The 18,033-nt window shown below is 73.2% G+C and carries 22 protein-coding genes; 15 read left to right on the top strand and 7 right to left on the bottom strand.

Annotated elements, in window-relative coordinates:
• Positions 1 to 134: 134 nt before the first annotated feature.
• The 5 genes from A6V29_RS09455 to A6V29_RS09435 are packed head-to-tail and all read left to right on the top strand — an operon-like array spanning position 135 to position 4,228.
• A complete protein-coding gene (locus tag A6V29_RS09455; RefSeq protein ID WP_249933143.1) occupies positions 135 to 1,625 on the top strand; it encodes a phospholipase D-like domain-containing protein in 1,491 nt (496 codons plus the stop codon).
• 54 nt (positions 1,626 to 1,679) lie between these two features.
• A complete protein-coding gene (locus A6V29_RS09450) occupies positions 1,680 to 1,862 on the top strand; it encodes a PspC domain-containing protein (RefSeq protein WP_137160058.1) in 183 nt (60 codons plus the stop codon).
• Between the two features lie 36 nt (positions 1,863 to 1,898).
• The gene (gene cobU / locus A6V29_RS09445; protein ID WP_249933142.1) at positions 1,899 to 2,444 is read left to right on the top strand and encodes a bifunctional adenosylcobinamide kinase/adenosylcobinamide-phosphate guanylyltransferase; all 546 of its coding nucleotides are present in this window, start codon (positions 1,899 to 1,901) and stop codon (positions 2,442 to 2,444) included.
• 47 nt (positions 2,445 to 2,491) lie between these two features.
• The gene (locus tag A6V29_RS09440; protein WP_137160057.1) at positions 2,492 to 3,640 is read left to right on the top strand and encodes a zinc-dependent alcohol dehydrogenase; all 1,149 of its coding nucleotides are present in this window, start codon (positions 2,492 to 2,494) and stop codon (positions 3,638 to 3,640) included.
• A 9-nt stretch (positions 3,641 to 3,649) separates the two neighbouring features.
• Positions 3,650 to 4,228 carry a hypothetical protein gene (locus tag A6V29_RS09435; RefSeq protein ID WP_137160056.1) on the top strand — a complete coding sequence of 193 codons (579 nt, stop codon included), beginning with the start codon at positions 3,650 to 3,652 and terminating at the stop codon, positions 4,226 to 4,228.
• Positions 4,229 to 4,233: 5 nt separating this feature from the next.
• Here the strand turns inward: A6V29_RS09435 and A6V29_RS09430 are convergent, their stop codons facing one another.
• Together A6V29_RS09430 and A6V29_RS09425 are read right to left on the bottom strand one after the other, a co-directional pair.
• Entirely contained in the window at positions 4,234 to 4,941 is a 708-nt protein-coding gene (locus A6V29_RS09430; protein WP_137160055.1) for an esterase/lipase family protein, read from the bottom strand.
• A 4-nt stretch (positions 4,942 to 4,945) separates the two neighbouring features.
• Positions 4,946 to 5,251, bottom strand: coding sequence for a hypothetical protein (locus A6V29_RS09425; protein WP_137160054.1), 306 nt, complete (start codon positions 5,249 to 5,251; stop codon positions 4,946 to 4,948).
• A 160-nt stretch (positions 5,252 to 5,411) separates the two neighbouring features.
• Between A6V29_RS09425 and A6V29_RS09420 the strand changes: the two genes are divergently transcribed.
• Positions 5,412 to 5,672, top strand: coding sequence for a hypothetical protein (locus tag A6V29_RS09420; protein WP_137160053.1), 261 nt, complete (start codon positions 5,412 to 5,414; stop codon positions 5,670 to 5,672).
• Positions 5,673 to 5,678: 6 nt separating this feature from the next.
• Here the strand turns inward: A6V29_RS09420 and A6V29_RS09415 are convergent, their stop codons facing one another.
• The gene (locus A6V29_RS09415) at positions 5,679 to 6,860 is read right to left on the bottom strand and encodes an acyl-CoA dehydrogenase family protein (RefSeq protein ID WP_137160052.1); all 1,182 of its coding nucleotides are present in this window, start codon (positions 6,858 to 6,860) and stop codon (positions 5,679 to 5,681) included.
• 39 nt (positions 6,861 to 6,899) lie between these two features.
• Here A6V29_RS09415 and A6V29_RS09410 point away from each other — a divergent pair, with 39 nt between their 5' ends.
• The 3 genes from A6V29_RS09410 to A6V29_RS09400 all read left to right on the top strand — a co-directional run bounded on the left by A6V29_RS09410 (position 6,900) and on the right by A6V29_RS09400 (position 10,047).
• Positions 6,900 to 8,021 carry a glycerate kinase gene (locus A6V29_RS09410; protein WP_249933141.1) on the top strand — a complete coding sequence of 374 codons (1,122 nt, stop codon included), beginning with the start codon at positions 6,900 to 6,902 and terminating at the stop codon, positions 8,019 to 8,021.
• Positions 8,022 to 8,174: 153 nt separating this feature from the next.
• Positions 8,175 to 8,603 carry a WXG100 family type VII secretion target gene (locus A6V29_RS09405; RefSeq protein ID WP_137160050.1) on the top strand — a complete coding sequence of 143 codons (429 nt, stop codon included), beginning with the start codon at positions 8,175 to 8,177 and terminating at the stop codon, positions 8,601 to 8,603.
• Between the two features lie 55 nt (positions 8,604 to 8,658).
• Positions 8,659 to 10,047 carry a PGAP1-like alpha/beta domain-containing protein gene (locus A6V29_RS09400; protein ID WP_137160049.1) on the top strand — a complete coding sequence of 463 codons (1,389 nt, stop codon included), beginning with the start codon at positions 8,659 to 8,661 and terminating at the stop codon, positions 10,045 to 10,047.
• Positions 10,048 to 10,055: 8 nt separating this feature from the next.
• On the opposite strand, the gene A6V29_RS20830 is transcribed toward A6V29_RS09400, so the two are convergent.
• Entirely contained in the window at positions 10,056 to 10,199 is a 144-nt protein-coding gene (locus tag A6V29_RS20830) for a hypothetical protein (protein ID WP_170977798.1), read from the bottom strand.
• Between the two features lie 155 nt (positions 10,200 to 10,354).
• Here A6V29_RS20830 and A6V29_RS09395 point away from each other — a divergent pair, with 155 nt between their 5' ends.
• The 5 genes from A6V29_RS09395 (at position 10,355) to A6V29_RS09375 (ending at position 15,018) form a co-directional block, all read left to right on the top strand.
• The gene (locus tag A6V29_RS09395; protein ID WP_137160048.1) at positions 10,355 to 11,245 is read left to right on the top strand and encodes a hypothetical protein; all 891 of its coding nucleotides are present in this window, start codon (positions 10,355 to 10,357) and stop codon (positions 11,243 to 11,245) included.
• Positions 11,246 to 11,349: 104 nt separating this feature from the next.
• Complete coding sequence (locus A6V29_RS09390; protein ID WP_137160047.1) at positions 11,350 to 12,381, top strand: hypothetical protein; 1,032 nt, start codon at positions 11,350 to 11,352, stop codon at positions 12,379 to 12,381.
• Between the two features lie 84 nt (positions 12,382 to 12,465).
• Positions 12,466 to 13,623, top strand: a complete 1,158-nt coding sequence (locus A6V29_RS09385) for a serine hydrolase domain-containing protein (RefSeq protein ID WP_137160046.1) — start codon at positions 12,466 to 12,468, stop codon at positions 13,621 to 13,623.
• A gap of 412 nt (positions 13,624 to 14,035) precedes the next feature.
• Positions 14,036 to 14,389: a helix-turn-helix transcriptional regulator gene (locus A6V29_RS09380; protein ID WP_137160045.1), complete on the top strand. Its 354-nt coding sequence runs from the start codon at positions 14,036 to 14,038 to the stop codon at positions 14,387 to 14,389.
• A 53-nt stretch (positions 14,390 to 14,442) separates the two neighbouring features.
• A complete protein-coding gene (locus A6V29_RS09375) occupies positions 14,443 to 15,018 on the top strand; it encodes a nucleotidyltransferase domain-containing protein (RefSeq protein ID WP_137160044.1) in 576 nt (191 codons plus the stop codon).
• Positions 15,019 to 15,196: 178 nt separating this feature from the next.
• Here the strand turns inward: A6V29_RS09375 and A6V29_RS09370 are convergent, their stop codons facing one another.
• The 3 genes from A6V29_RS09370 to A6V29_RS09360 form a co-directional block, all read right to left on the bottom strand.
• Positions 15,197 to 15,436 carry a hypothetical protein gene (locus A6V29_RS09370; RefSeq protein WP_249933140.1) on the bottom strand — a complete coding sequence of 80 codons (240 nt, stop codon included), beginning with the start codon at positions 15,434 to 15,436 and terminating at the stop codon, positions 15,197 to 15,199.
• A gap of 41 nt (positions 15,437 to 15,477) precedes the next feature.
• Positions 15,478 to 16,137: a hypothetical protein gene (locus A6V29_RS09365; RefSeq protein WP_137160043.1), complete on the bottom strand. Its 660-nt coding sequence runs from the start codon at positions 16,135 to 16,137 to the stop codon at positions 15,478 to 15,480.
• A 181-nt stretch (positions 16,138 to 16,318) separates the two neighbouring features.
• Complete coding sequence (locus A6V29_RS09360; protein ID WP_137160042.1) at positions 16,319 to 16,528, bottom strand: helix-turn-helix transcriptional regulator; 210 nt, start codon at positions 16,526 to 16,528, stop codon at positions 16,319 to 16,321.
• A gap of 504 nt (positions 16,529 to 17,032) precedes the next feature.
• Here A6V29_RS09360 and A6V29_RS09355 point away from each other — a divergent pair.
• Positions 17,033 to 18,033: IS256 family transposase (locus A6V29_RS09355; protein ID WP_137160041.1), on the top strand; the 1,001-nt coding region annotated here is incomplete at its 3' end.

The following is an 18,033-nucleotide window of genomic DNA, read 5'->3' as shown; positions in this document are numbered from 1 at the left end:
ACAGAACCGCAGGGGAGGAGCTTCTGTGACGCCGAACCCCGCCCGCCGGGACGTCCTCGCCCGTCGACTGGGGCGGGCCGTCCGGGCGGGGCAACGACGCCGCGGCGCTGCCGGCCTGGCGCGAGGGCAACGCGGTGCGCGCCCTGGTTGACGGCCGCGACTACCTGGCGGAGCTCGCCCGCGCGCTGGCCCGGGTGGGGGACGGGGACGCCGTTCTCCTCGTCGGCTGGCGGGCCGACGCCGACGAGCTCCTCGACGACGACGGTCCCTCGGTGGGCGAGGCGTTCGCCGCGGCCGCGCGGCGGGGCGCCGTCGTGCGCGGGCTGCTCTGGCGCTCGCACCCCGAGGCGATCGGCTACGTCCTCGAGGTCAACCGCGCCCTGGCCCGTTCGCTGAACGCCGCCGGGGGGCTCGTGCTGCTCGACCAGCGGATCCGACTCATCGGCAGCCACCACCAGAAGTTCGTCGTCCTGACCGGTGCGTCGGGCGACGTGGCGTTCCTCGGCGGCATCGACCTCGCCCGGTCCCGGCGCGACGGACGCGCGCACGACGGCGACCAGCAGGCCCGGCCGCTGGCGCCCGAGTACGGGCCCACGCCGCCGCAGCACGACGTCCAGCTGGAGGTGCGCGCCCCCGCCGTCCGGGACGTGGAGCGGGTGTTCCGGGAGCGGTGGGAGGATCCGGCGCCGCTCACCCGCTGGCCGTGGCAGACGACGTCGGACCGGAGGCACGACCTGCCCCGGACCCCGGACCAGCTGCCACCGCCTGCTCCCGCGCCGGCCGAGGCGGGCAGCTGTGCCGTGCAACTGCTGCGCACCTATCCGCGCCGCCGTCCCGCCTATCCGTTCGCCCCGGCGGGGGAGCGCAGCGTCGCGCGGGGCTTCGCCAAGGCGCTGGCCCGGGCTCGCCGGCTGGTCTACGTCGAGGACCAGTACCTCTGGTCGCGGGAGGTCGCCCGGATCTTCGCCGCGGCGCTCCGGCGGTCCCCGGAGCTGCGGGTCATCGCGGTGGTGCCGCGCCACCCGGACGGCGAGGGCCGGCTGCACTCCCTCACCTCCCTGCTCGGCCGCAACTACGCCTGGCAGATGGTCGAGGAGGCCGGCGGTGACCGCGTGCAGCTGTTCGACCTGGAGAACGAGGCCGGCACGCCGGTGTACGTGCACGCGAAGGTGACGATCGTCGACGACGTGTGGGCCGCGGTCGGCAGCGCCAATCTCAACCGGCGGTCGTGGACGCACGACTCGGAGCTGACCGCGGCGGTCCTCGACGAGGAACGCGACCACCGCGAACCGGCCGATCCGGGCGGTCGCGGGGACGGCGCCCGCGCCTTCGCCCGGAACCTCCGGCTGACCCTGATGCGCGAGCACCTCGGCCGGGCCGACGGCGACGACCTCGACCTGCTCGACCCCGACGGCGCGGCCGAGGTGACGCTCCGGGCCGCCGCGGAGCTGGACGAGTGGCGCGCCGCCGGGCGGACGGGTCCCCGGCCGGCCGGTCGGCTGCGCGCCCACCCTCGCCGGGGTGGCGGTGGGCTGCTGCTGCGCGGTCTGGTCAGCCCGGTGTACGACCTGGCCTACGACCCCGACGGCCGGCCGTGGCGCATGCGCGCGCGCCGACGCTTCTGACCAGGTCGGGGTCGACGGGTGTGAGCGGGAGGCGCGCCCGGGTAGGGGGCGGCCATGTCCGCTGCACTGGTCAGGCCCCGTTCCGGCAAGGTCCTCGCGGGAGTCTGCGCGGGTCTGGCCGACAGGTTCGGCATCTCCCGGGGACTCGTGCGGATCGGCTTCGTCCTGTTCGGCCTGTTCGGCGTGGGCGAGATCGTCTACATCGCGCTGTGGATCGTGATCCCCAAGGCGCCGTGACGGGGCCGTGAGCCCGGGTGCGGCAGACTCGGCGTCGTGCCGCTCCGCCCACCCCGCCGCGTGTTCGTGCTCGGCGGTGCGCGGTCGGGCAAGTCCTCCTACGCCGAGAAGCTGCTGCTCCGCGAGAAGACCGTCGACTACGTCGCCTGCGGGACCGCGCCGGGCCCCGAGGACCCCGAGTGGGCCGATCGCGTGGCGCTGCACCGGTCCCGACGGCCCGCGGCGTGGCGCACCATCGAGACGCTGGACCTCGAGCCGGTGCTGAGGGCGACCGGGCCGCCGGCCCTCGTCGACTGCCTGACGACGTGGCTGGCCGGGGTCATGGACGAGTGCGGGGTCTGGGCTGAGGCCCCCGGTGCCGACGAGCGGCTCGCCGCGGCCGTCGACGGGCTCGTCACCGCCTGGGCGGCCAGCCGCCGGCGGGTGGTTGCGGTCAGCAACGAGGTCGGCAGCGGGATCGTCCCGGCGACCCCCTCGGGACGGCGGTTCCGCGACGAGCTCGGCGTCCTCAACGCCCGGGTGGCCACCGCGTCGGAGCGGGTGTGGCTGGTGACCGCCGGGATCCCGCAGCGGCTGCGCTGAGCTCGATCCAGGGTTAGCCCGCCTCGCGAGCGGACAGTCACCGCTGCATGCGAGCGATGACGTACCGCGGCCCGTACAAGATCCGGGTCGAGGAGAAGCCGATGCCGGTCATCGAGCACCCCAACGACGCGATCGTGCGCGTCACGCTGGCCGCGATCTGCGGCTCCGACCTGCACCTCTACCACGGGCTGATGCCAGACACCCGGATCGGGCACACCTTCGGCCACGAGTTCGTCGGCGTCGTTGAGCAGGTCGGTTCCTCGGTGCAGAACCTGCAGGTGGGCGACCGGGTGATGGTGCCGTTCAACATCTTCTGCGGCAGCTGCTGGTTCTGCGTCCGCGGGCTGTACTCCAACTGCCACAACGTGAACCCCAACGCCACGGCGGTGGGGAGCATCTACGGCTACTCGCACACCACCGGCGGCTACGACGGCGGCCAGGCGGAGTTCGTGCGGGTGCCGTTCGCCGACGTCGGGCCGACGAAGATCCCCGACTGGATGAGCGACGAGGACGCCGTCCTGCTCACCGACGCGACCGCGACCGGCTACTTCGGCGCCCAGCTCGGCGACATCGCCGAGGGCGACACCGTCGTCGTCTTCGGGGCCGGGCCGGTCGGCCTGGTGGCGGCGCAGTCCTCCTGGCTGATGGGCGCCGGGCGGGTCATCGTCGTCGACCACCTCGACTACCGGCTGGAGAAGGCCCGCGAGTTCGCCCACGCCGAGACGCTGAACTTCGCCGAGTACGACGACATCGTCGTGGAGCTGAAGAAGCAGACCGACCACCTGGGTGCCGACGTCGCGATCGAGTGCGTGGGCGCCGAGGCCGACGGCAACCTGGTGCAGCACGTCACCGGGGCGAAGCTGAAGATGCAGGGCGGCTCGCCGGTCGCGCTCAACTGGGCGATCGACGGCGTCCGCAAGGGCGCCACCATCTCGGTGATGGGCGCCTTCGGGCCGATCCCCAACGCGGTGAAGTTCGGCGACGCCCTGAACAAGGGGCTCACCCTGCGGATGAACCAGTGCCCGGTGAAGCGGCAGTGGCCGCGCCTGTTCGAGCACGTGCGCAACGGCTACCTGAAGCCCAGCGAGATGGTGACGCACAGGTTCCCGCTCGAGCACATCGCCGACGCGTACCACGTGTTCTCCAGCAAGCTCGACGGCTGCATCAAGCCGCTGATCCTGCCCATTGCGGCCTGAGGAGCGACCATGACCGACCCGGACATCCCCAGCCCGTACGTCAAGGACAAGCGGACGGCGGGGGAGACCGCCGAGCAGCTGCGGGCCCGCATCCCCGGCTGGGGCGTGGACCTCGACCCGGCCGACCGCCCGTCGTACCCCAGGCTCGACTACGCGCCCGAACGGACCGGTGCCCACTGGGACTTCCCGGACCGGCAACCGGAGAAGTGGCCCCGGGAGCGGTCGATCGAGCACGCGTTCGTGACACCGGTGTTCGGCACCGGGCAGCCGCCGAAGGGCCTGTCCGGTGCGCTCCGGAAGCTCTCCTACGCGCGGGTCAGCGAGGGACGGCTGGCGCACTGGATGCTGCTGGTCGTCGCCGACCGGGTCGACGCCGTCGAGGAGCACCTGCGCTCGTTCGCCACGACGCGGCCGGACAACCCGGTCACCCAGACCGGTGTCCGGACCGAGGTCACGCACGGCGGGCTCCGGTCACGGAGGGGCAGGGTGGACGCCCGGCACCACCTGCTCGACCCGGTGATCGTCGCGGGCCCGTGGGTGGCCGCCGCCGGCGCGGTGGTGCTCGGCCTCCGGCGGCTGGTGCGCTGAGCCGCTCAGTCCTCCGGCGGGAACAGCGCGCCGAGCCCGAAGCGGGTGGGCGGGCGGAACGGCTGCCAGTCGTGCCGCGGCTGGGCCAGCCGGTCGGCGATCACCCACAGCACGGCGGGGTCGTGGCCCATGCCGAGGTGGCTGGCGTGCACGGCCACGTTCTCGCTCCGCGGACCGGGTCGCTGGCGGCAGGCCCGCCAGTCGACGACGCCGTCCCATCGCGAGTAGACCGCGGTGCTGGGCACCTGCAGCGGCCGGGCGAGTGACCTGCCGGACCCGAACGGCGAGCCGAGCGAGACGACCTGACGGACCTGCCGGGGTGCCCGGCGGGCCAGCTCGCGGGCGAAGATGCCGCCCAGGCTCTGGCCGACGATGCTCACCGCCGTCCCGTGCTCGGCGGCCAGCCTGTCGAGCAGGCGAGGGAGTGCATCGCGGATCTCCTGGGTGGCCCCGCGGTTGCGGCCGAGCTCCCAGCCGACGACCGGGTAGCCGAGCCGCTTCAGCCATATCCTCAGCACCTGGGTGGAGACGTCCGAGGCCATCAAGCCGGGCAGCACGAGCACCGGGTGCGGCTCCCCGCGCGGAGCGAGGTGGAGGAGGGGCAGCCCGGCGGCCAGCGCTCCCGCACTGGCCAGCGCCCGCACGGGCTCGGTGGCGGCGAGCAGTCCGGGACGGCGGCGTCGTCCCGGCGGAACAGCGCCGCGGTCGCTCATCGGGTCAGTCGGCCGACGGCGGGAGCAGACGCGGCGCGAAGACCTCGTCGATGGGCCGGGGGCCGACGTACTGGCGGCACGTGCACGGCACCCAGCTGTGGCCGGCCCAGCGGCCGCGCTTGTCGTAGTTGTCCCGCTTGAGCTCGGCGTAGCAGGTGGAGGTGTCGCGGTCGTGCTGGCTGAGGGCGTGGCCGCAGCCGCAGACGGGTGTCACCGGCGGAGGCGCGGTGGGCCGGCGTCGGCCGAGCCGGCCGGCGACGAACCCGGAGGCCAGCAGCGCGCCACCCACGAGCAGGGTCAGCGGGTCCACGTGCGCACTCCCTTCGCCGGCCGCGATGTCGACGGTAGCGCGCTCGACAGGCTCGGCGCCCGCGGCCGGCACACCAGATCGAGCCCTTCGCGTACGGAACGGACTCGATTCTCGTGGTCAGGAGGATTGAGCGACCGTGCAGGCGGGCACAGGAACTCTCGTGGACACGTACGCCGTCGGTTTCTCCCGCCCGGACCGCCGGTCCACGGGTGGCGACGCCGAGTTGCAGTACCCCTGGCACGCCGTCGAGGCACACCGCGCTCCGGCCGAGCTGGACGGCGAGATCGAGCTCGCCGTCTGCGGCGCGATCGTGCAGGTGTGGGGCTCTCAGCGGTGGGCGCGGGTGGGCGCCGGGCGCACCGCGTGCCCGGAGTGCGCGCGGCTCACCGCCGTCAGCCGGTCCCTGAGCTCCGCCCGCTGACGACGCTCAGCCGGGCTTGCGCCCACTGATCGCCGACAGCCCGGTGATCTCCCGGCCGACGATCAGCGCCTGCACCGAGTCGGTGCCCTCGAAGGTGAAGACCGCCTCCATGTCGGCGTGGTGCCGGGCGACGTGGTGGTCGATGAGGATCCCGTCGCCGCCGAGGATGTCCCTGGCGTCGGCGACGATCGCGCGCGCCTTGGCCGCATGGTTCATCTTCGCCAGCGACGCCATGGCCGGGGTCATGCGGCCGGCGTCGGCCAGCCGGGACAGCCGCCAGCACATGAGCTGCATCGAGGTGATCTCGGCCAGCATGCGGGCCAGCTTGTCCTGCACGAGCTGGAAGCCCGCGATCGGCTGACCGAACTGCTCGCGCCGCAGCGCGTGCGCCAGCGCCAGCTCGTAGGACGCCGTCGCCAGGCCGAGGGCGCGCCAGGCGACGGTGTACCGGGTGCGGTCCAGCACCTGGGAGACGTCCTTGAACGAGTGGCAGTTCGCCAGCTTGTTCTCCACCGGCACCCGGACGTCGGTGAGCGTCAGCTCGGCCTGCCAGACCGCCCGCAGCGCCGTCTTCCCGGTCATGACCGTGGCCTCGAAGCCCGGGGTCCCCTTGTCGACGACGTAGCCACCGACGGCGCCGTCCTCACCGCGCGCCCAGACGAGCACGTGGTCGGCGATCGAGCCGTTGCCGATCCACTTCTTCTGGCCGTCCAGCACGTAGGAGTCGCCGTCCCGGCGCGCGGAGGTCTCCAGTCCGACGGCGTCCGAGCCGTGCTGCGGCTCGGTGAGCGCGAACGCGCCGATCGTCTCCAGCCGGGCCATGGCCGGGAGCCACCGCTCGCGCTGCTCCTCGTCCCCGAGCAGGGCGATCGACTGCATCGCCAGGAAGCTGTGCACGCCGTTGAACGTGCCGACGCTGCCGTCGGCGCGGGCGAGCTCGGCGGCCACCAGGCCGGCCGACACCGCGCTCATCCCCGGGCAGCCGTAGCCCTCGATCGTGCCGCCGACGATGCCGAGCTCCGCCAGCTTGGGCACGATCTCGAACGGGAACTCGGCGCGTTCCCAGTAGTCGTTGATGTGCGGGGTGATCTCCGCGTCGCAGAAGGCACGCACCCGGTCGCGGATCTCGATCTCGTCGGGCTCGAGGAGGTCCTCGAAGGCGTAGAAGTCGGCGCTCGGTTGGCTCACGGAGCGGACGCTACGACCTCGCGGGGCATGCTGCTCGCTGTGCGGATCGTGATCGCGCCCGACTCGTTCAAGGGCAGCCTGCCCGCGGACGCCGCCGCGGACGCCGTCGCCGAGGGGCTCGCGCGCGTCCTGCCGGACGCGGAGCTGGTGCTGCGGCCGATCGCCGACGGGGGAGAGGGCACCGTGGCCGCCGCGGTCCGAGCGGGCTTCCGGTCGCGGACGGCGCGGGTGTCCGGACCCGACGGCCGCCCGGTGGAGGCGGTGTTCGCCGTCCGGGAGGGGACGGCGGTGCTGGAGATGGCCGCGGCCGCAGGGCTGGGCCTCCTCGATCACCCGGCGCCGCTGACGGCGTCGACGCGCGGGGTGGGGGAGCTGGTGCTCGCCGCGCTCGATGCCGGCGCGCGGCGGATCGTGCTCGGGCTGGGCGGCAGCGCGACGACCGACGGCGGGGCGGGGATGCTGCAGGCGCTCGGTGCACGGCTGACCGACGCCCGCGGAGCCGAGATCGGACCCGGCGGTGCGGGGCTGGCAGCGGTGAGCGGGATCGACCTCGGGGCGCTGGATCCGCGGGTGCGGACCGCAGAGTTCGTCGTCGCCACCGACGTGGACAACGCGCTGACCGGGCCGTCCGGCGCGGCGGCGGTGTTCGGTCCGCAGAAGGGCGCGAGCCCCGACGACGTCGCGCTCCTGGACGCGGCGCTCGCCCGGTACGCGTCGCTCCTGGCGCGGACGACCGGGGCCTGGGTCGAGCGACGGCCCGGAGCCGGGGCGGCCGGTGGCACGGCGGCCGGGGCGATGGCGGTGCTCGGGGCGGAGGTCGTGTCGGGAGCGGCGCTGGTCTGCGACCTGGTGGGGCTGGACGAGGTGCTCGCGGACGCCGACCTGGTGATCACCGGGGAGGGGGCGTTCGACGAGCAGACACTGCGGGGGAAGGGCCCGGCAGAGGTCGCCGCCCGGGCCCGCGACGCGGGCGTGCCGTGCGTGGTGCTGGCCGGCCGCGTCGACCTGCCGAGGGAACGGCTCGGGGCCGCCGGTGTCGCCGCCGCGCACGCGCTGACCGAGGTGGAGCCCGACCTCGCGCGCTGCCTCGCCGACTCCGCCCCGGTGCTCTCCGAGCTGGCCGCCCGGGTGATCGGTGCGTGGACTTCCCGGACCGCCTGACCACCGGAGATCTCGGGCGCCACCTGTTCAGGCTGCACCGGCGGGCTCAGTGCACCGGGTCGCCCTGTGGACGAGCGGAGTCCGTCCCCAGCTCCGTCGGAGCCCGGCTCGGGGGGTGCCGGATCTGCCTACCGTGCCGCCACTCGGAGGGGGATGACGATGGGGCTCTACGGCGATCCGGATGCGCTGGACGCGCTCGCGGCCGAACTCGGGCAGCGCGCCAAGCGGGTGCGGGCAGCCGGGGAGGACCACCGGATGCGCGGCGACAGTGCGCGCTGGGTGTCCGACGCGGCGTCGGCCTACCGGAGGCAGCTGGCCACTGACTGCGCATCGGTGGACGCGGCGGCCGACGGGATGGAGGAGGCAGCCGAGCTGCTGCGGCGGCACGCCGACGAGGTCCGGGAGCGGATCGCCGCGATCGCGCGGGCCGAGCAGGCGGTGCGTGGCTGGCTGGCCGAGCAGGTGCAGCGCGGTGGGGAGCTGCTCGAGGACGCCGGTGACCTCCTCGGCGTGCTGCCCGACGTCGGCGCCGACGCCTGGCGCGGCCTGGCCGGGCAGCTGAGTCGGCGGGGCCTGTGGTGACGGGCCTCGACACCTGGCTCGCGCCCGCACTGGCGGCGCTCCTGGCGCTCGTCCGATGAGCAGCCCTGAGCTCACGGTCCGCGGCGGGGCCGGCGGTATAGAAGCGGAGCTCGCCGACCTCGTCACGCTCGCGCGGAGCAGCGCCGACCTCGCCGAGGTGCTCGCCGCGACCAGCGCCGCCTGTCACGGGCTGCTGCTCGACCCCGACCTGCTGGCCTCCGCGCTCCTGCACCCGGCCGGCGTCGCGCGTGTGCAGGCGACGCTGGCCGACGCGCTCGACGGACCGCGCGGGCTGACGGTCCTGGCGATCACCTTCACCGCCCGCGGGGTGGCCCTGGAGGCCGCGGCACTCGCCTACGAGGCCGCCGACGCCGCACTGGCCGAACTCGCCGACGATCTCCACTGGGCGGCCGGGTTCCTGGCGCCGGTCACCGTGCCGGCGCTGCTGGCCGGGCTCGCGGGCGGCGCCGTGGCCGATCCGGCGGGGAGCACCCTCGCCGTCGTCGTGTTCCTGGACGACCCCGAGCGGTGGCTCACCGAGCACCCCGGAGTGGTCGACGCCATGGCGAACATGGCTCCTGGTCTCGCCGGTGCGCTGGTGCCGGGACTGCCGTGGCTCGGGGGCGGTGACGTGCGCGCCGCGGCCGGCCGGTTGGGAGGGTTCTGGCCCGACGGGCGCCCTGTCGTCACCCGGCTGCCGGACGACACGAGCTCCGCCGTCATCACCCCGCCCCGGGGGATCGCCGATCACCTGCGCGCGCTCGACGCGAGGAACACCGGCACGACGAGGTCGGGGCAGGACCAGATCGGCGTGCGGGTGATCACCCACGCCGACGGCACGACGGCCTACGTGGTCGACATCCCCGGCACGCGGGACTGGACGTTGCCGGGTGGCGGCCCGAACCCGGCCACCAACGACCTGGGGACGAGCGTCCGGGTGCTCGGGGGCGACGCGACCACCCGGCAGGCCGCGGTCGCCGAGGCGCTGCGGCAGGCGGGGGCGAGTGCCACCGACCCGGTGATGCTGGTCGGCCACAGCCAGGGCGGGATGGTCGCGGCCCAGGCGGCGCACGACGCCGGCACGGCCGAGTTCGACTTCACCGTGACCCACCTGATCACGGCCGGCGCTCCGGTGGCGCGCGCCGGCATCCCCGAGTCGGTGCAGGTGCTGGCGCTGGAGAACGCCACCGACGTCGTCCCCCACCTGGACGGCAGGGCGAACGACGACGACCCGAACGTCACCACGGTGACGTTCGACCTGCAGAACGGCGGGATCGGCCCCAATCACGCCATCGGGGACGCCTACCGCGTGGGCGCACGGGCCGTCGACCGGAGCGAGGACTCCTCGATCGCGGCGTACCGGGCGAGCGCCGACGCGTTCCTCGTCGAGCCGGGCGAGGAGGCCACCGTCGTGGGGCAGGTCTACTCGGTCAGCCGGCGATGATCACCGCGTCAGCTGGGGTGCCCGCCGGCCTCGACCTCGCCGACGGTCGGCTCCTCGCCCTCGCTCTGGGCCTCGAGGTCGGCGGCGAGCTCCGGGGTCTCCTGCTCGAGGGCGATGTCGCGCGGCTGGGGCTGCTCTTCGGGCGTCGTCATGACAGCAGCCTCGCCCAGGTCGGCCCGGCCCGCTCGGTGGATCCGGCAGGTCCCGCCGCTGACCGCGACGCCTTCCGTCTCGCTTCGGTCTCGTTCGCGCGTGGTCCCCCGGGACGGCGGTAGGAAGGCGTCCACGTGCGGAGTGCGGAGGCCCGATGTCCCAGCGAGGAGCCCGACGGCTCGTGCTCGTCGCCGGTGCCCTGTCCTTGGTAGGCGCGTGCGGCGGGGACGAGCCGACCCTGCCCGCTCCGCCGGCCGAGTTCGAGGCGACCGTCGACGTCGATCGGGCTCTCCAACTGGTGGCCGGTGACGGTGCGGCGTGGATCCTGAGGGAGGAGGACGGCGGCGCCTCGGTCCACCGGTTCGACCACGCTGGGCTCACCGAGGTCGCGCGGTTGACGGGCCAGTCGCACCAGATCGCGACCTACGGCGACGGCGTCGTCGTCGCGCGGGTCGCCTGCGGTGGTGACGACTGCGAGGACACCGTGGCCGAGGTCCGGGTGCTGGACCGGGCGGGAAAGGTGCTCGCCGAGGAGGAAATCGCGCGGGGGGAGGGAGCTCCCTACTGCGAGTCCGCCATCTGCGACTCGGTCCACATCCTCGGGGTGAACGGAGACCAGGTCTGGTTGGAGACATGGGACATCCTCGAGACGACCGGCGACACCTTCGTGTCCTGGGACCCGGACACGGGCCGGACGAGCTCCGACCCGCCGTCGAACCAGGGTGCCGACTGGCTCGCTGCGTCGCCCGGCTTCCGGAGTCCGGAGCCCTACCAGCGACCGCGGAGTCTCGAACGCGCGCCGGAGTCGGTCGCGTTCGGCCAGGGCGACCAGGTGTTCGTCCTCGACGACCCCGGCACGATCCGCCTCGTCGTCGGTCCTCCCCAGGCGCCGGTCGTCGAGGAGACCTTCGACGTGCCGGCCGACATCTTCTACCAGGAGTACGGCCCGACGCCGGGTCTGTTCTTCGACGCCAACGAGACCGTGCTCGCCGGGTGCATCAGGCACGAGTGGCCGACCTCCCGATGCTGGATCCGTTCGCGGTGAGGCGGGCGCCCCGCCGAGCCGCCGGTCTGCTCGTCGCGGGAGCGGTCGTGGGTGTCAGCGCGGTGGCGTGCACCGAAGGTGGGGGTGGCGCGCAGGAGCCGGCCGTGCCCCGTCCGCCGAGCGAGTTCGCGGCGACCTTCGACGTCGAGTCGCCGATCGCGCTCGTCGCGGGGGAGGGGCAGGCGTGGGTCCTCACGTCGGCGGAGACCGGTGCGTCGCTGGCCCGGATCGACCACACCGGCCGGTCGACCGACGTCGTCCGCCTGCCTGGACAGAGCCACGCCATGGCGCCCTACGGCGACGGCGTCGTCGTCACGCGCCTCGCCTGTGCTGCTGAGGAGTGCGAGGAGACGGCCGTCAGGGTCTCCGTGGTCGACCGCGGGGGAGCGACGCTCGCCGAGGAGGAGTTCGCCCGTGAGTGGGGCGGGCTCGTGAGCAGCTTCGACGGCCGCGGCGTCGAGCTGGTCGGCGTGCACGACGACGTCGTCTGGGTCGAGGTGGACGAGCAGTTGATCGGCCACGACGTGGCGGACGGCCGGACAGCCGCTCGGGTGGAGGCCCCGCAGGGCGTCACCTGCCTGCTGGCCGACGGGATGCACACCCTCGTGCCCCTCGACGGGGGGTACTTCGGCCACGGAGGGATCGTCGGCCCGGGTATCCCGGAACAGCGGTACGACGCCGAGGTGCACCGGCTCGACGGCGAGACGTGGACGCCGGTCCCGGGCAGCGCGCACCCGTTGACCGACACCGAGTTCCAGCTGGCGACGTGCATCGGCGGCGGTCTGTACGCAGGGGAGAGGTCGGGGGCGAGCCCGGTGTGGTCGCCCGCCTCCGGCTGGGTGGAGCGGGAGCCCTTGCGGCGGTATCCCGACCTGGCGACGGCGCCCGAGCCGACCGCTCTCGGGTCGGCGGACCAGCTGTTCGTGCTGGAGAGCGCCGGCGTGATCCGCCGGTGGTTCGCCGGACCCGACGGGCCGATGAGCTCGGAGGTCCTCGAGGTGCCGGCCGAGCTCTTCGTGCAGCCCTACGCGCCGCAGGTGCACCTGATGGTCGACGTCAGCGACGCCGCCATCGCCGGCTGCATCCAGACGAGCGAGGAGCGCCCCACCGCACGCTGCTGGATCGGTTCGCACTGAGTCACCGGGGCTGCACCCGCATGTGCCGGCGCCGGCGATGGTGCAGCGACACTGGCCGTTCCGAACGGAATCGAGGATCAGTTGATGCACACGCCGATCGCAGGATGGTGCGCGCCGGGGTTCGAGCCCGTCCGAGCCGCATTCGCAGAGAACTTCGCGGAGCGGGGCGAGGTGGGTGCCGCAGTGCACGTCATCGTGGGGGGCGAGGTCGTCGTCGACCTGGTCGGGGGGTGGGCCGACGAAGCTCGCACCCGGGAGTGGCGGGCGGACACGATCGTCGACGTCTACTCCGTCGGGAAGGCGATCCTCGCGCTGCTCGCCCTGCAACTCGTCGACGACGACGTGCTCCGTCTCGACAGCCCCATCGCGGAGATCTGGCCCGAGTTCGCTGCCGGAGGCAAGGGCTCGGCGACGGTGGCCCACGCCCTCACCCACCGCGCCGGCGTCCCCGCCATCCGAGAGCAGCTCACCGACGACGACCTCTTCGACTGGACCCGGATGACCTCGGCGATCGCCTCGACGGAGGCCTGGTGGGAACCGGGCCGGCGGCTCGCGTACCACACCAACACGTTCGGGCACCTCGTCGGCGAACTGGTCCGCCGGGCGAGCGGCCAGATGCCCGGTGAGCGTCTGCGGCAGGTCCTGGCACCACTCGATGCCGACATGTGGTTCGGGGTGCCGGACGACCAGCAGCACCGGTGCGCCGACGTGCTGTGGGCCGCCACCGGAGGACCACCGTCCGTCGCGGCGCTCCCGCCTGGGTCATTCGACAGCTTGGACGACGACACCCGCATGAACCTGCTGGCCCACGTGAACCCGCCGGGCTACTCGTCGATCGGCGTGGTCAACTCGGCCGCCTGGCGGTCGTCGCAGATCGGATCGACCAGCGGCCACGGTTCGGCATCAGGGGTGGCGCGGATCTACGCCGGGCTGCTCGAGCCCGGCCGCCTGCTGACACCCGCGGTGCTCGCACTGGCGACATCGCCGCAGGCCACCGGGGGCTGTCCCATCTTGCGGGAGGAGGTCACCTTCGGCCTCGGCTTCCAGCCGACCACCGCCCGCCGGCCTCTCGGGCCCAACTCCCGCAGCTTCGGTCACTTCGGCACCGGCGGCGCCCTCGGCTTCGCCGATCCCGACGCCGGCATCGCGTTCGGCTACGTGATGAACCACGTGATTCCTCGCTGGCAGAGCAGCCGCAACCGCGCTCTGGTCGACGCGGTCTACGAGTCGCTCGCGAACTGAGCACCGGACCCCTGCCTCGGGGCCACCTCCACGTGCAGGGCCCGCTGCGCACCGGGGCACGAGGTGTCCAGCATCAGCCGAGACAACACAGGGCGCTGAGTGGGGCGGGTGGGGCTCGAACCCACGACCCAGGGATTATGAGATATCTCGGCGCACTCTCCTGACCTGCCACTATGGCGGGAAAATGCCATCTGACCTGCTATTTCGACGTTAACCGTCGTTGACCAGCGATGGCCGGATACGGCTGGTTTGTGGGCGCCGTGTGGGCACGGTGTGGGCAGCATGAGCCTCCCGTCAGGACTGGTTGCGATCTCCGAAGTGGCCCTTGGCGGAAGGTCGAGGTACGAACCGGCGCATCCCGGTGGGTCAGTAGGTGCTGGCGTCGCACCCGCCAATTGGCTACGATACCCGTATGGCGACGATGGGTCCGACGACGTGGCGCGACACCGAGCGGTGGGCCGGCAACCTACTGCGCAGTGCCCGCGCCAAGAAGGGCGTCTCCCAGGCCCAACTTGCGGCGTTGGCGGGAGTTCCTCGCTCCACCGTGGAACGAATCGAGGCCGGCCACCGGCAGCCCTCGCTGATCACGCTGAGCAGGCTGCTCGCGGCGATCGACCTGGAGATGCGCGTCCGGCTGGAGGACTACGACGACCACGACGACGTCCTGGACGCCGCCTACGCGGCCATGCCTCCAGAGCAGCAAGCGGTCACCGACGCGCGCCACGAGGCCCTCGTTGACGCGTTCACCGCCGCTGGGAAGCAGTGACCACTCCGGAAGGAGGCAGCCCAGCGCCGTTTGACCCCACGCCCATCCTGAGCGTGCTTGAACGCCACGGCGTGCAGTACATCGTTGTCGGCGGCTTCGCGGCCGTCCTCTATGGAGCGAGCCGGCCCACCCGCGACGTCGACGTCACCCCCGCCACCACCCGGGACAACCTTGACCGGCTGGCCGCAGCCCTACGTGAACTGGGCGCGCGGATTCGCACTGACGTCGAGCCGGATGGGCTGCCGTTCAGCGCCTCGGGGGAGTCCCTGGCTGGCCTGCGGATGCTGAATCTGCAGACCGACCACGGCGAGCTTGACCTGGCAATTCGACCGGCTGCGTTCGAGGGCGGCTACGACGACCTGGCACCCAGGGCGGACCGTCGCACCGTTGGTGGAGTTGACGTGCTTGTTGCCGCGCTCCACGACGTCATCCGCTCGAAGGAGACGGCGGGACGCCGGAAGGACCAAGAGGCATTGCCGGAGCTGTACCGGCTGGCCGGCACGACACCCCGGCCCCCGACTGCCGAGCTGCGGTCGGAGGCCACGCTGGCGAACCCGCCGCTCACAACTGCCGAGCGCATTGCCGCAGCACGCCAGCAGGCCGCGAAGCCGCGGACAGACCCGCGCTGAGCCGCTGGATGATCGGAAGCGAGACGTTCTCCGGCCCCTCACGGCTGGTGGGGCTCCGACCGTGATGGTCAAGTTCGAGTCTCGTCTTGCGCACGAAGCGTCTTGGGAACAGCCGTTCGGCCCGTCGGCAACCGCAGTCCCACCAGTAATCGGATTCCAAGGGCCCCCTCGTGATCACCTACGGAGATCCGGCCGCTCGATGGCGCCGAGAGTCACGGGCGCCCAGGCAAGCGCTGCACGGCGGGAGCGCGGCCCGGTCGGCCAGCGGCGGCGGCACCCGCAGCGGCTCCGTGTCGGCGCTCGAATCCCGCCGGTCGTCCTCCTCCCACGTGCCCAGGCGCAGCAGGATCTCCTCGAGGGCGCGCAGGGGCGCCAGCGGCTCGCCGTCGAGTCGACGACGAGCACGGTCCGCTCCCATGGCGGGGTTTCCTCGCTCGGTCCGGGTGGCCGGTCGCCGTCTCAGCCACGGGCGGACCACCGCTCGGTGGCCGAGGGGCCGGTCAGGCCGGTGGCCCGGCCGATGTCGGCCTCCGAGGCCCCGGCCGCGAGTGCGGCGCGCACCGCCTCGTCCAGGGCGCGGGCGGCGACGGCCTGCCGGGCGGCGGCCGCCTCGACGTCCTCCAGGGCTTGCCATCCGGCGATGCGCCGGAGCCAGTCCTGCATCACCCGGTTCCCGTCGGCGGCCTCCAGATCGGCCCACGGGCCGGCGGTGGCCAGCTGCCGCGCCGCGGGGTCGGCCAGCCCGGGTCCGGGCACCCGGGTCCAGCCGGTGCCGCGCCAGCCACAGGTGCAGCCGGCGACCCAGCCGACGACCTCCGCGTCGGGACGCCACTCCTCGGCCTGCTCGATCACCTCGCAGTGCACCTGGCCGCTGGTGTGGGAGTGCACGATCCCGTCGCCGCGGAGAACCGTGCCGTCCTGCCAGACGCCCTCGGCGGTGGAGCGGTCGCTGTAGGTCAGCCGCACCCGGTCGCCGTTGCACGGCTCGTCGTCGTGTCGGCGGGCTACCAGCAGACCGCGGGCGCTGGTGGTGCCGGCGCCTTGCGCGCCGTCGGCGAACAGCGGCACCGCCCAGCCCTCGTGCTCCTGGTCGTCCATGACCGGGCCCATCCAGCCCATCGCTCCTCCTCTCGATGCGTGTGAGCAGCGTCGCCGTTCCGGTGCTGCCGGAGACCGTCCTGTTCGGCTTCTGTGGATGACCGTCGTTGTCCACAGCCGGGGGTGGCCATAGACCGCACCGTGTGCGCGGAGTCGCAAGCGGCCCCGCGCCCCGTTCAGCCGCTTTCCGCCAGGTGCGGCGCTATCGGCGCGGGGACTGGTCTGCTTGTGCGTCGATCCAGCTGTGCAGGTCGGCGCGGCGGTAGAGGACGCGCCGGCCGAGTCGGAAGCTGTTCGGGCCGGTGCCGAGGTGTCGCCAATACCGGAGGGTGGCCACCGGCGCGCGGAGCACGTCCGCGGCCTCGGTGATGGTGAGCAATTCGGGCTCGTGGTCGGCGGTGGGGTCGGGCATGGCTGGCTCCCGGGGGTCGTCGGTGGTGGGCGGTGCCTTCACCACAGAAGGCGCCATTTCCGGCCCGGTGGTGACACTTCACAGCCAGCCTTGTCTGACTGGCTCCAGTTGTTCTCCTGTATCGCGCCCCTGGGACGCGTCACCTGCCAGCGATGGAGGCCGTATCCGCCGGCGCCGGGGGGCGGCGCCGGAACCGCCGGCGGGCAGCCCCCTGCCTGCGGCTGGGTTCGGCGCCGCCCCTATAAGCGGTCTCCCGGGACCGCCTCCAGTTCGTCTCCGGCCGATGCCCGTTGTCCTCCGAGACGCTGCCCTGTCGCTGGCCGACCCGCGCCGCCCGCGGCTTGTGAAGCACGTTCTCCGGTAGGCCGACGACAGGCGGGGTGACGTCCCCGCTGGTGGTGTAAGTCCAGGTCACTGACCGCGTGGGTGATCACGTGCGAGGGGCCATCGTGTGATGGTCAGCGAGACCACGCCAATGGTTCTCGCGGAAGGACACAGCACACGATGGCCCTGGACCAGTCTGCCCTGCTCGAGGTGCTCGAAGCACTGAAGGCCGCCGATGTCGATGACCGGATCCGGTCGGCGGCCACCACGATCTACCAGGCGTTGATCGAGGCCGAGCTCACCGCGGTGATCGGCGCCGGCCCGCACGAGCGCACCGACGCCCGGACCGCCCAGCGCAACGGCTCACGGCCGCGGACGCTGACCACCACGGCCGGGGATCTGGAGCTGCGGATCCCCAAGCTGCGCGCCGGGTCGTTCTTCCCCTCCCTGCTGGAACGCCGCCGGCGGATCGACCAGGCGCTGTTCGCGGTCGTGATGGAGGCCTACCTGCACGGCGTTTCCACCCGCAAGGTCGACGACCTGGTGCGGGCGCTGGGCGCCGACACCGGCATCTCCAAGTCCGAGGTCTCCCGGATCTGCGCCGATCTGGACGCCGAAGTCAGCGCGTTTCGGGACCGGTCGCTGGCCGAGCAAGCGTTCCCCTACGTGTTCCTCGACGCCACTTACTGCAAGGCCAGGGTCAACCGCCGGGTCGTCTCCCAGGCCGTGGTGATCGCCACCGGGGTGGCCGCCGACGGGCACCGCGAGGTGCTCGGCTTCGCCGTCGGCGACTCCGAGGACGGCGCGTTCTGGACCGCGTTCCTGCGCACGCTGAAGGCCCGCGGACTGGCCGGCACCCAGCTGGTCATCTCCGACGCCCACGCCGGGCTGACGGCCGCCATCAGTGCGGTGCTGCTCGGCGCGGCCTGGCAGCGCTGCCGGGTGCACTTCATGCGCAACGTGCTCGCGCGCGTCCCGAAGGGCAACGCCGAGATGGTCGCCGCCGCGATCCGCACGATCTTCGCCCAGCCCGACGCCGAGCACGTGCGCGCCCAGCTCGACGTCATCGCCGGCATGCTCGGCCGCCAGTTCCCGGCCGTTGAGGCCATGCTGCGCGAGGCCGAGGAGGACCTGCTGGCCTTCACCGGCTTCCCGGTCGGGCACTGGAAGAAGATCTGGTC

Origin of the sequence: Blastococcus sp. CCUG 61487 (genome assembly GCF_005222955.1) — a bacterium.
Lineage (GTDB): Bacteria > Actinomycetota > Actinomycetes > Mycobacteriales > Geodermatophilaceae > Blastococcus.
This window is presented reverse-complemented; position numbering and strand designations above follow the sequence as displayed.

What these genes read in the sequence shown, in the direction of transcription:
- A6V29_RS09380 (WP_137160045.1), top strand. Translation starts at nt 14,036, where the DNA reads ATGGCGACGATGGGTCCGACGACGTGGCGCGACACCGAGCGGTGGGCC.
- A6V29_RS20830 (WP_170977798.1), bottom strand. Translation starts at nt 10,199, where the DNA reads ATGACGACGCCCGAAGAGCAGCCCCAGCCGCGCGACATCGCCCTCGAG.
- A6V29_RS09370 (WP_249933140.1), bottom strand. Translation starts at nt 15,436, where the DNA reads ATGGGAGCGGACCGTGCTCGTCGTCGACTCGACGGCGAGCCGCTGGCG.
- A6V29_RS09430 (WP_137160055.1), bottom strand. Translation starts at nt 4,941, where the DNA reads ATGAGCGACCGCGGCGCTGTTCCGCCGGGACGACGCCGCCGTCCCGGA.
- A6V29_RS09360 (WP_137160042.1), bottom strand. Translation starts at nt 16,528, where the DNA reads ATGCCCGACCCCACCGCCGACCACGAGCCCGAATTGCTCACCATCACC.
- A6V29_RS09435 (WP_137160056.1), top strand. Translation starts at nt 3,650, where the DNA reads ATGACCGACCCGGACATCCCCAGCCCGTACGTCAAGGACAAGCGGACG.
- A6V29_RS09400 (WP_137160049.1), top strand. Translation starts at nt 8,659, where the DNA reads ATGAGCAGCCCTGAGCTCACGGTCCGCGGCGGGGCCGGCGGTATAGAA.
- A6V29_RS09405 (WP_137160050.1), top strand. Translation starts at nt 8,175, where the DNA reads ATGACGATGGGGCTCTACGGCGATCCGGATGCGCTGGACGCGCTCGCG.
- A6V29_RS09365 (WP_137160043.1), bottom strand. Translation starts at nt 16,137, where the DNA reads ATGGGCTGGATGGGCCCGGTCATGGACGACCAGGAGCACGAGGGCTGG.
- A6V29_RS09395 (WP_137160048.1), top strand. Translation starts at nt 10,355, where the DNA reads ATGTCCCAGCGAGGAGCCCGACGGCTCGTGCTCGTCGCCGGTGCCCTG.
- A6V29_RS09450 (WP_137160058.1), top strand. Translation starts at nt 1,680, where the DNA reads ATGTCCGCTGCACTGGTCAGGCCCCGTTCCGGCAAGGTCCTCGCGGGA.
- A6V29_RS09440 (WP_137160057.1), top strand. Translation starts at nt 2,492, where the DNA reads ATGCGAGCGATGACGTACCGCGGCCCGTACAAGATCCGGGTCGAGGAG.
- A6V29_RS09385 (WP_137160046.1), top strand. Translation starts at nt 12,466, where the DNA reads ATGCACACGCCGATCGCAGGATGGTGCGCGCCGGGGTTCGAGCCCGTC.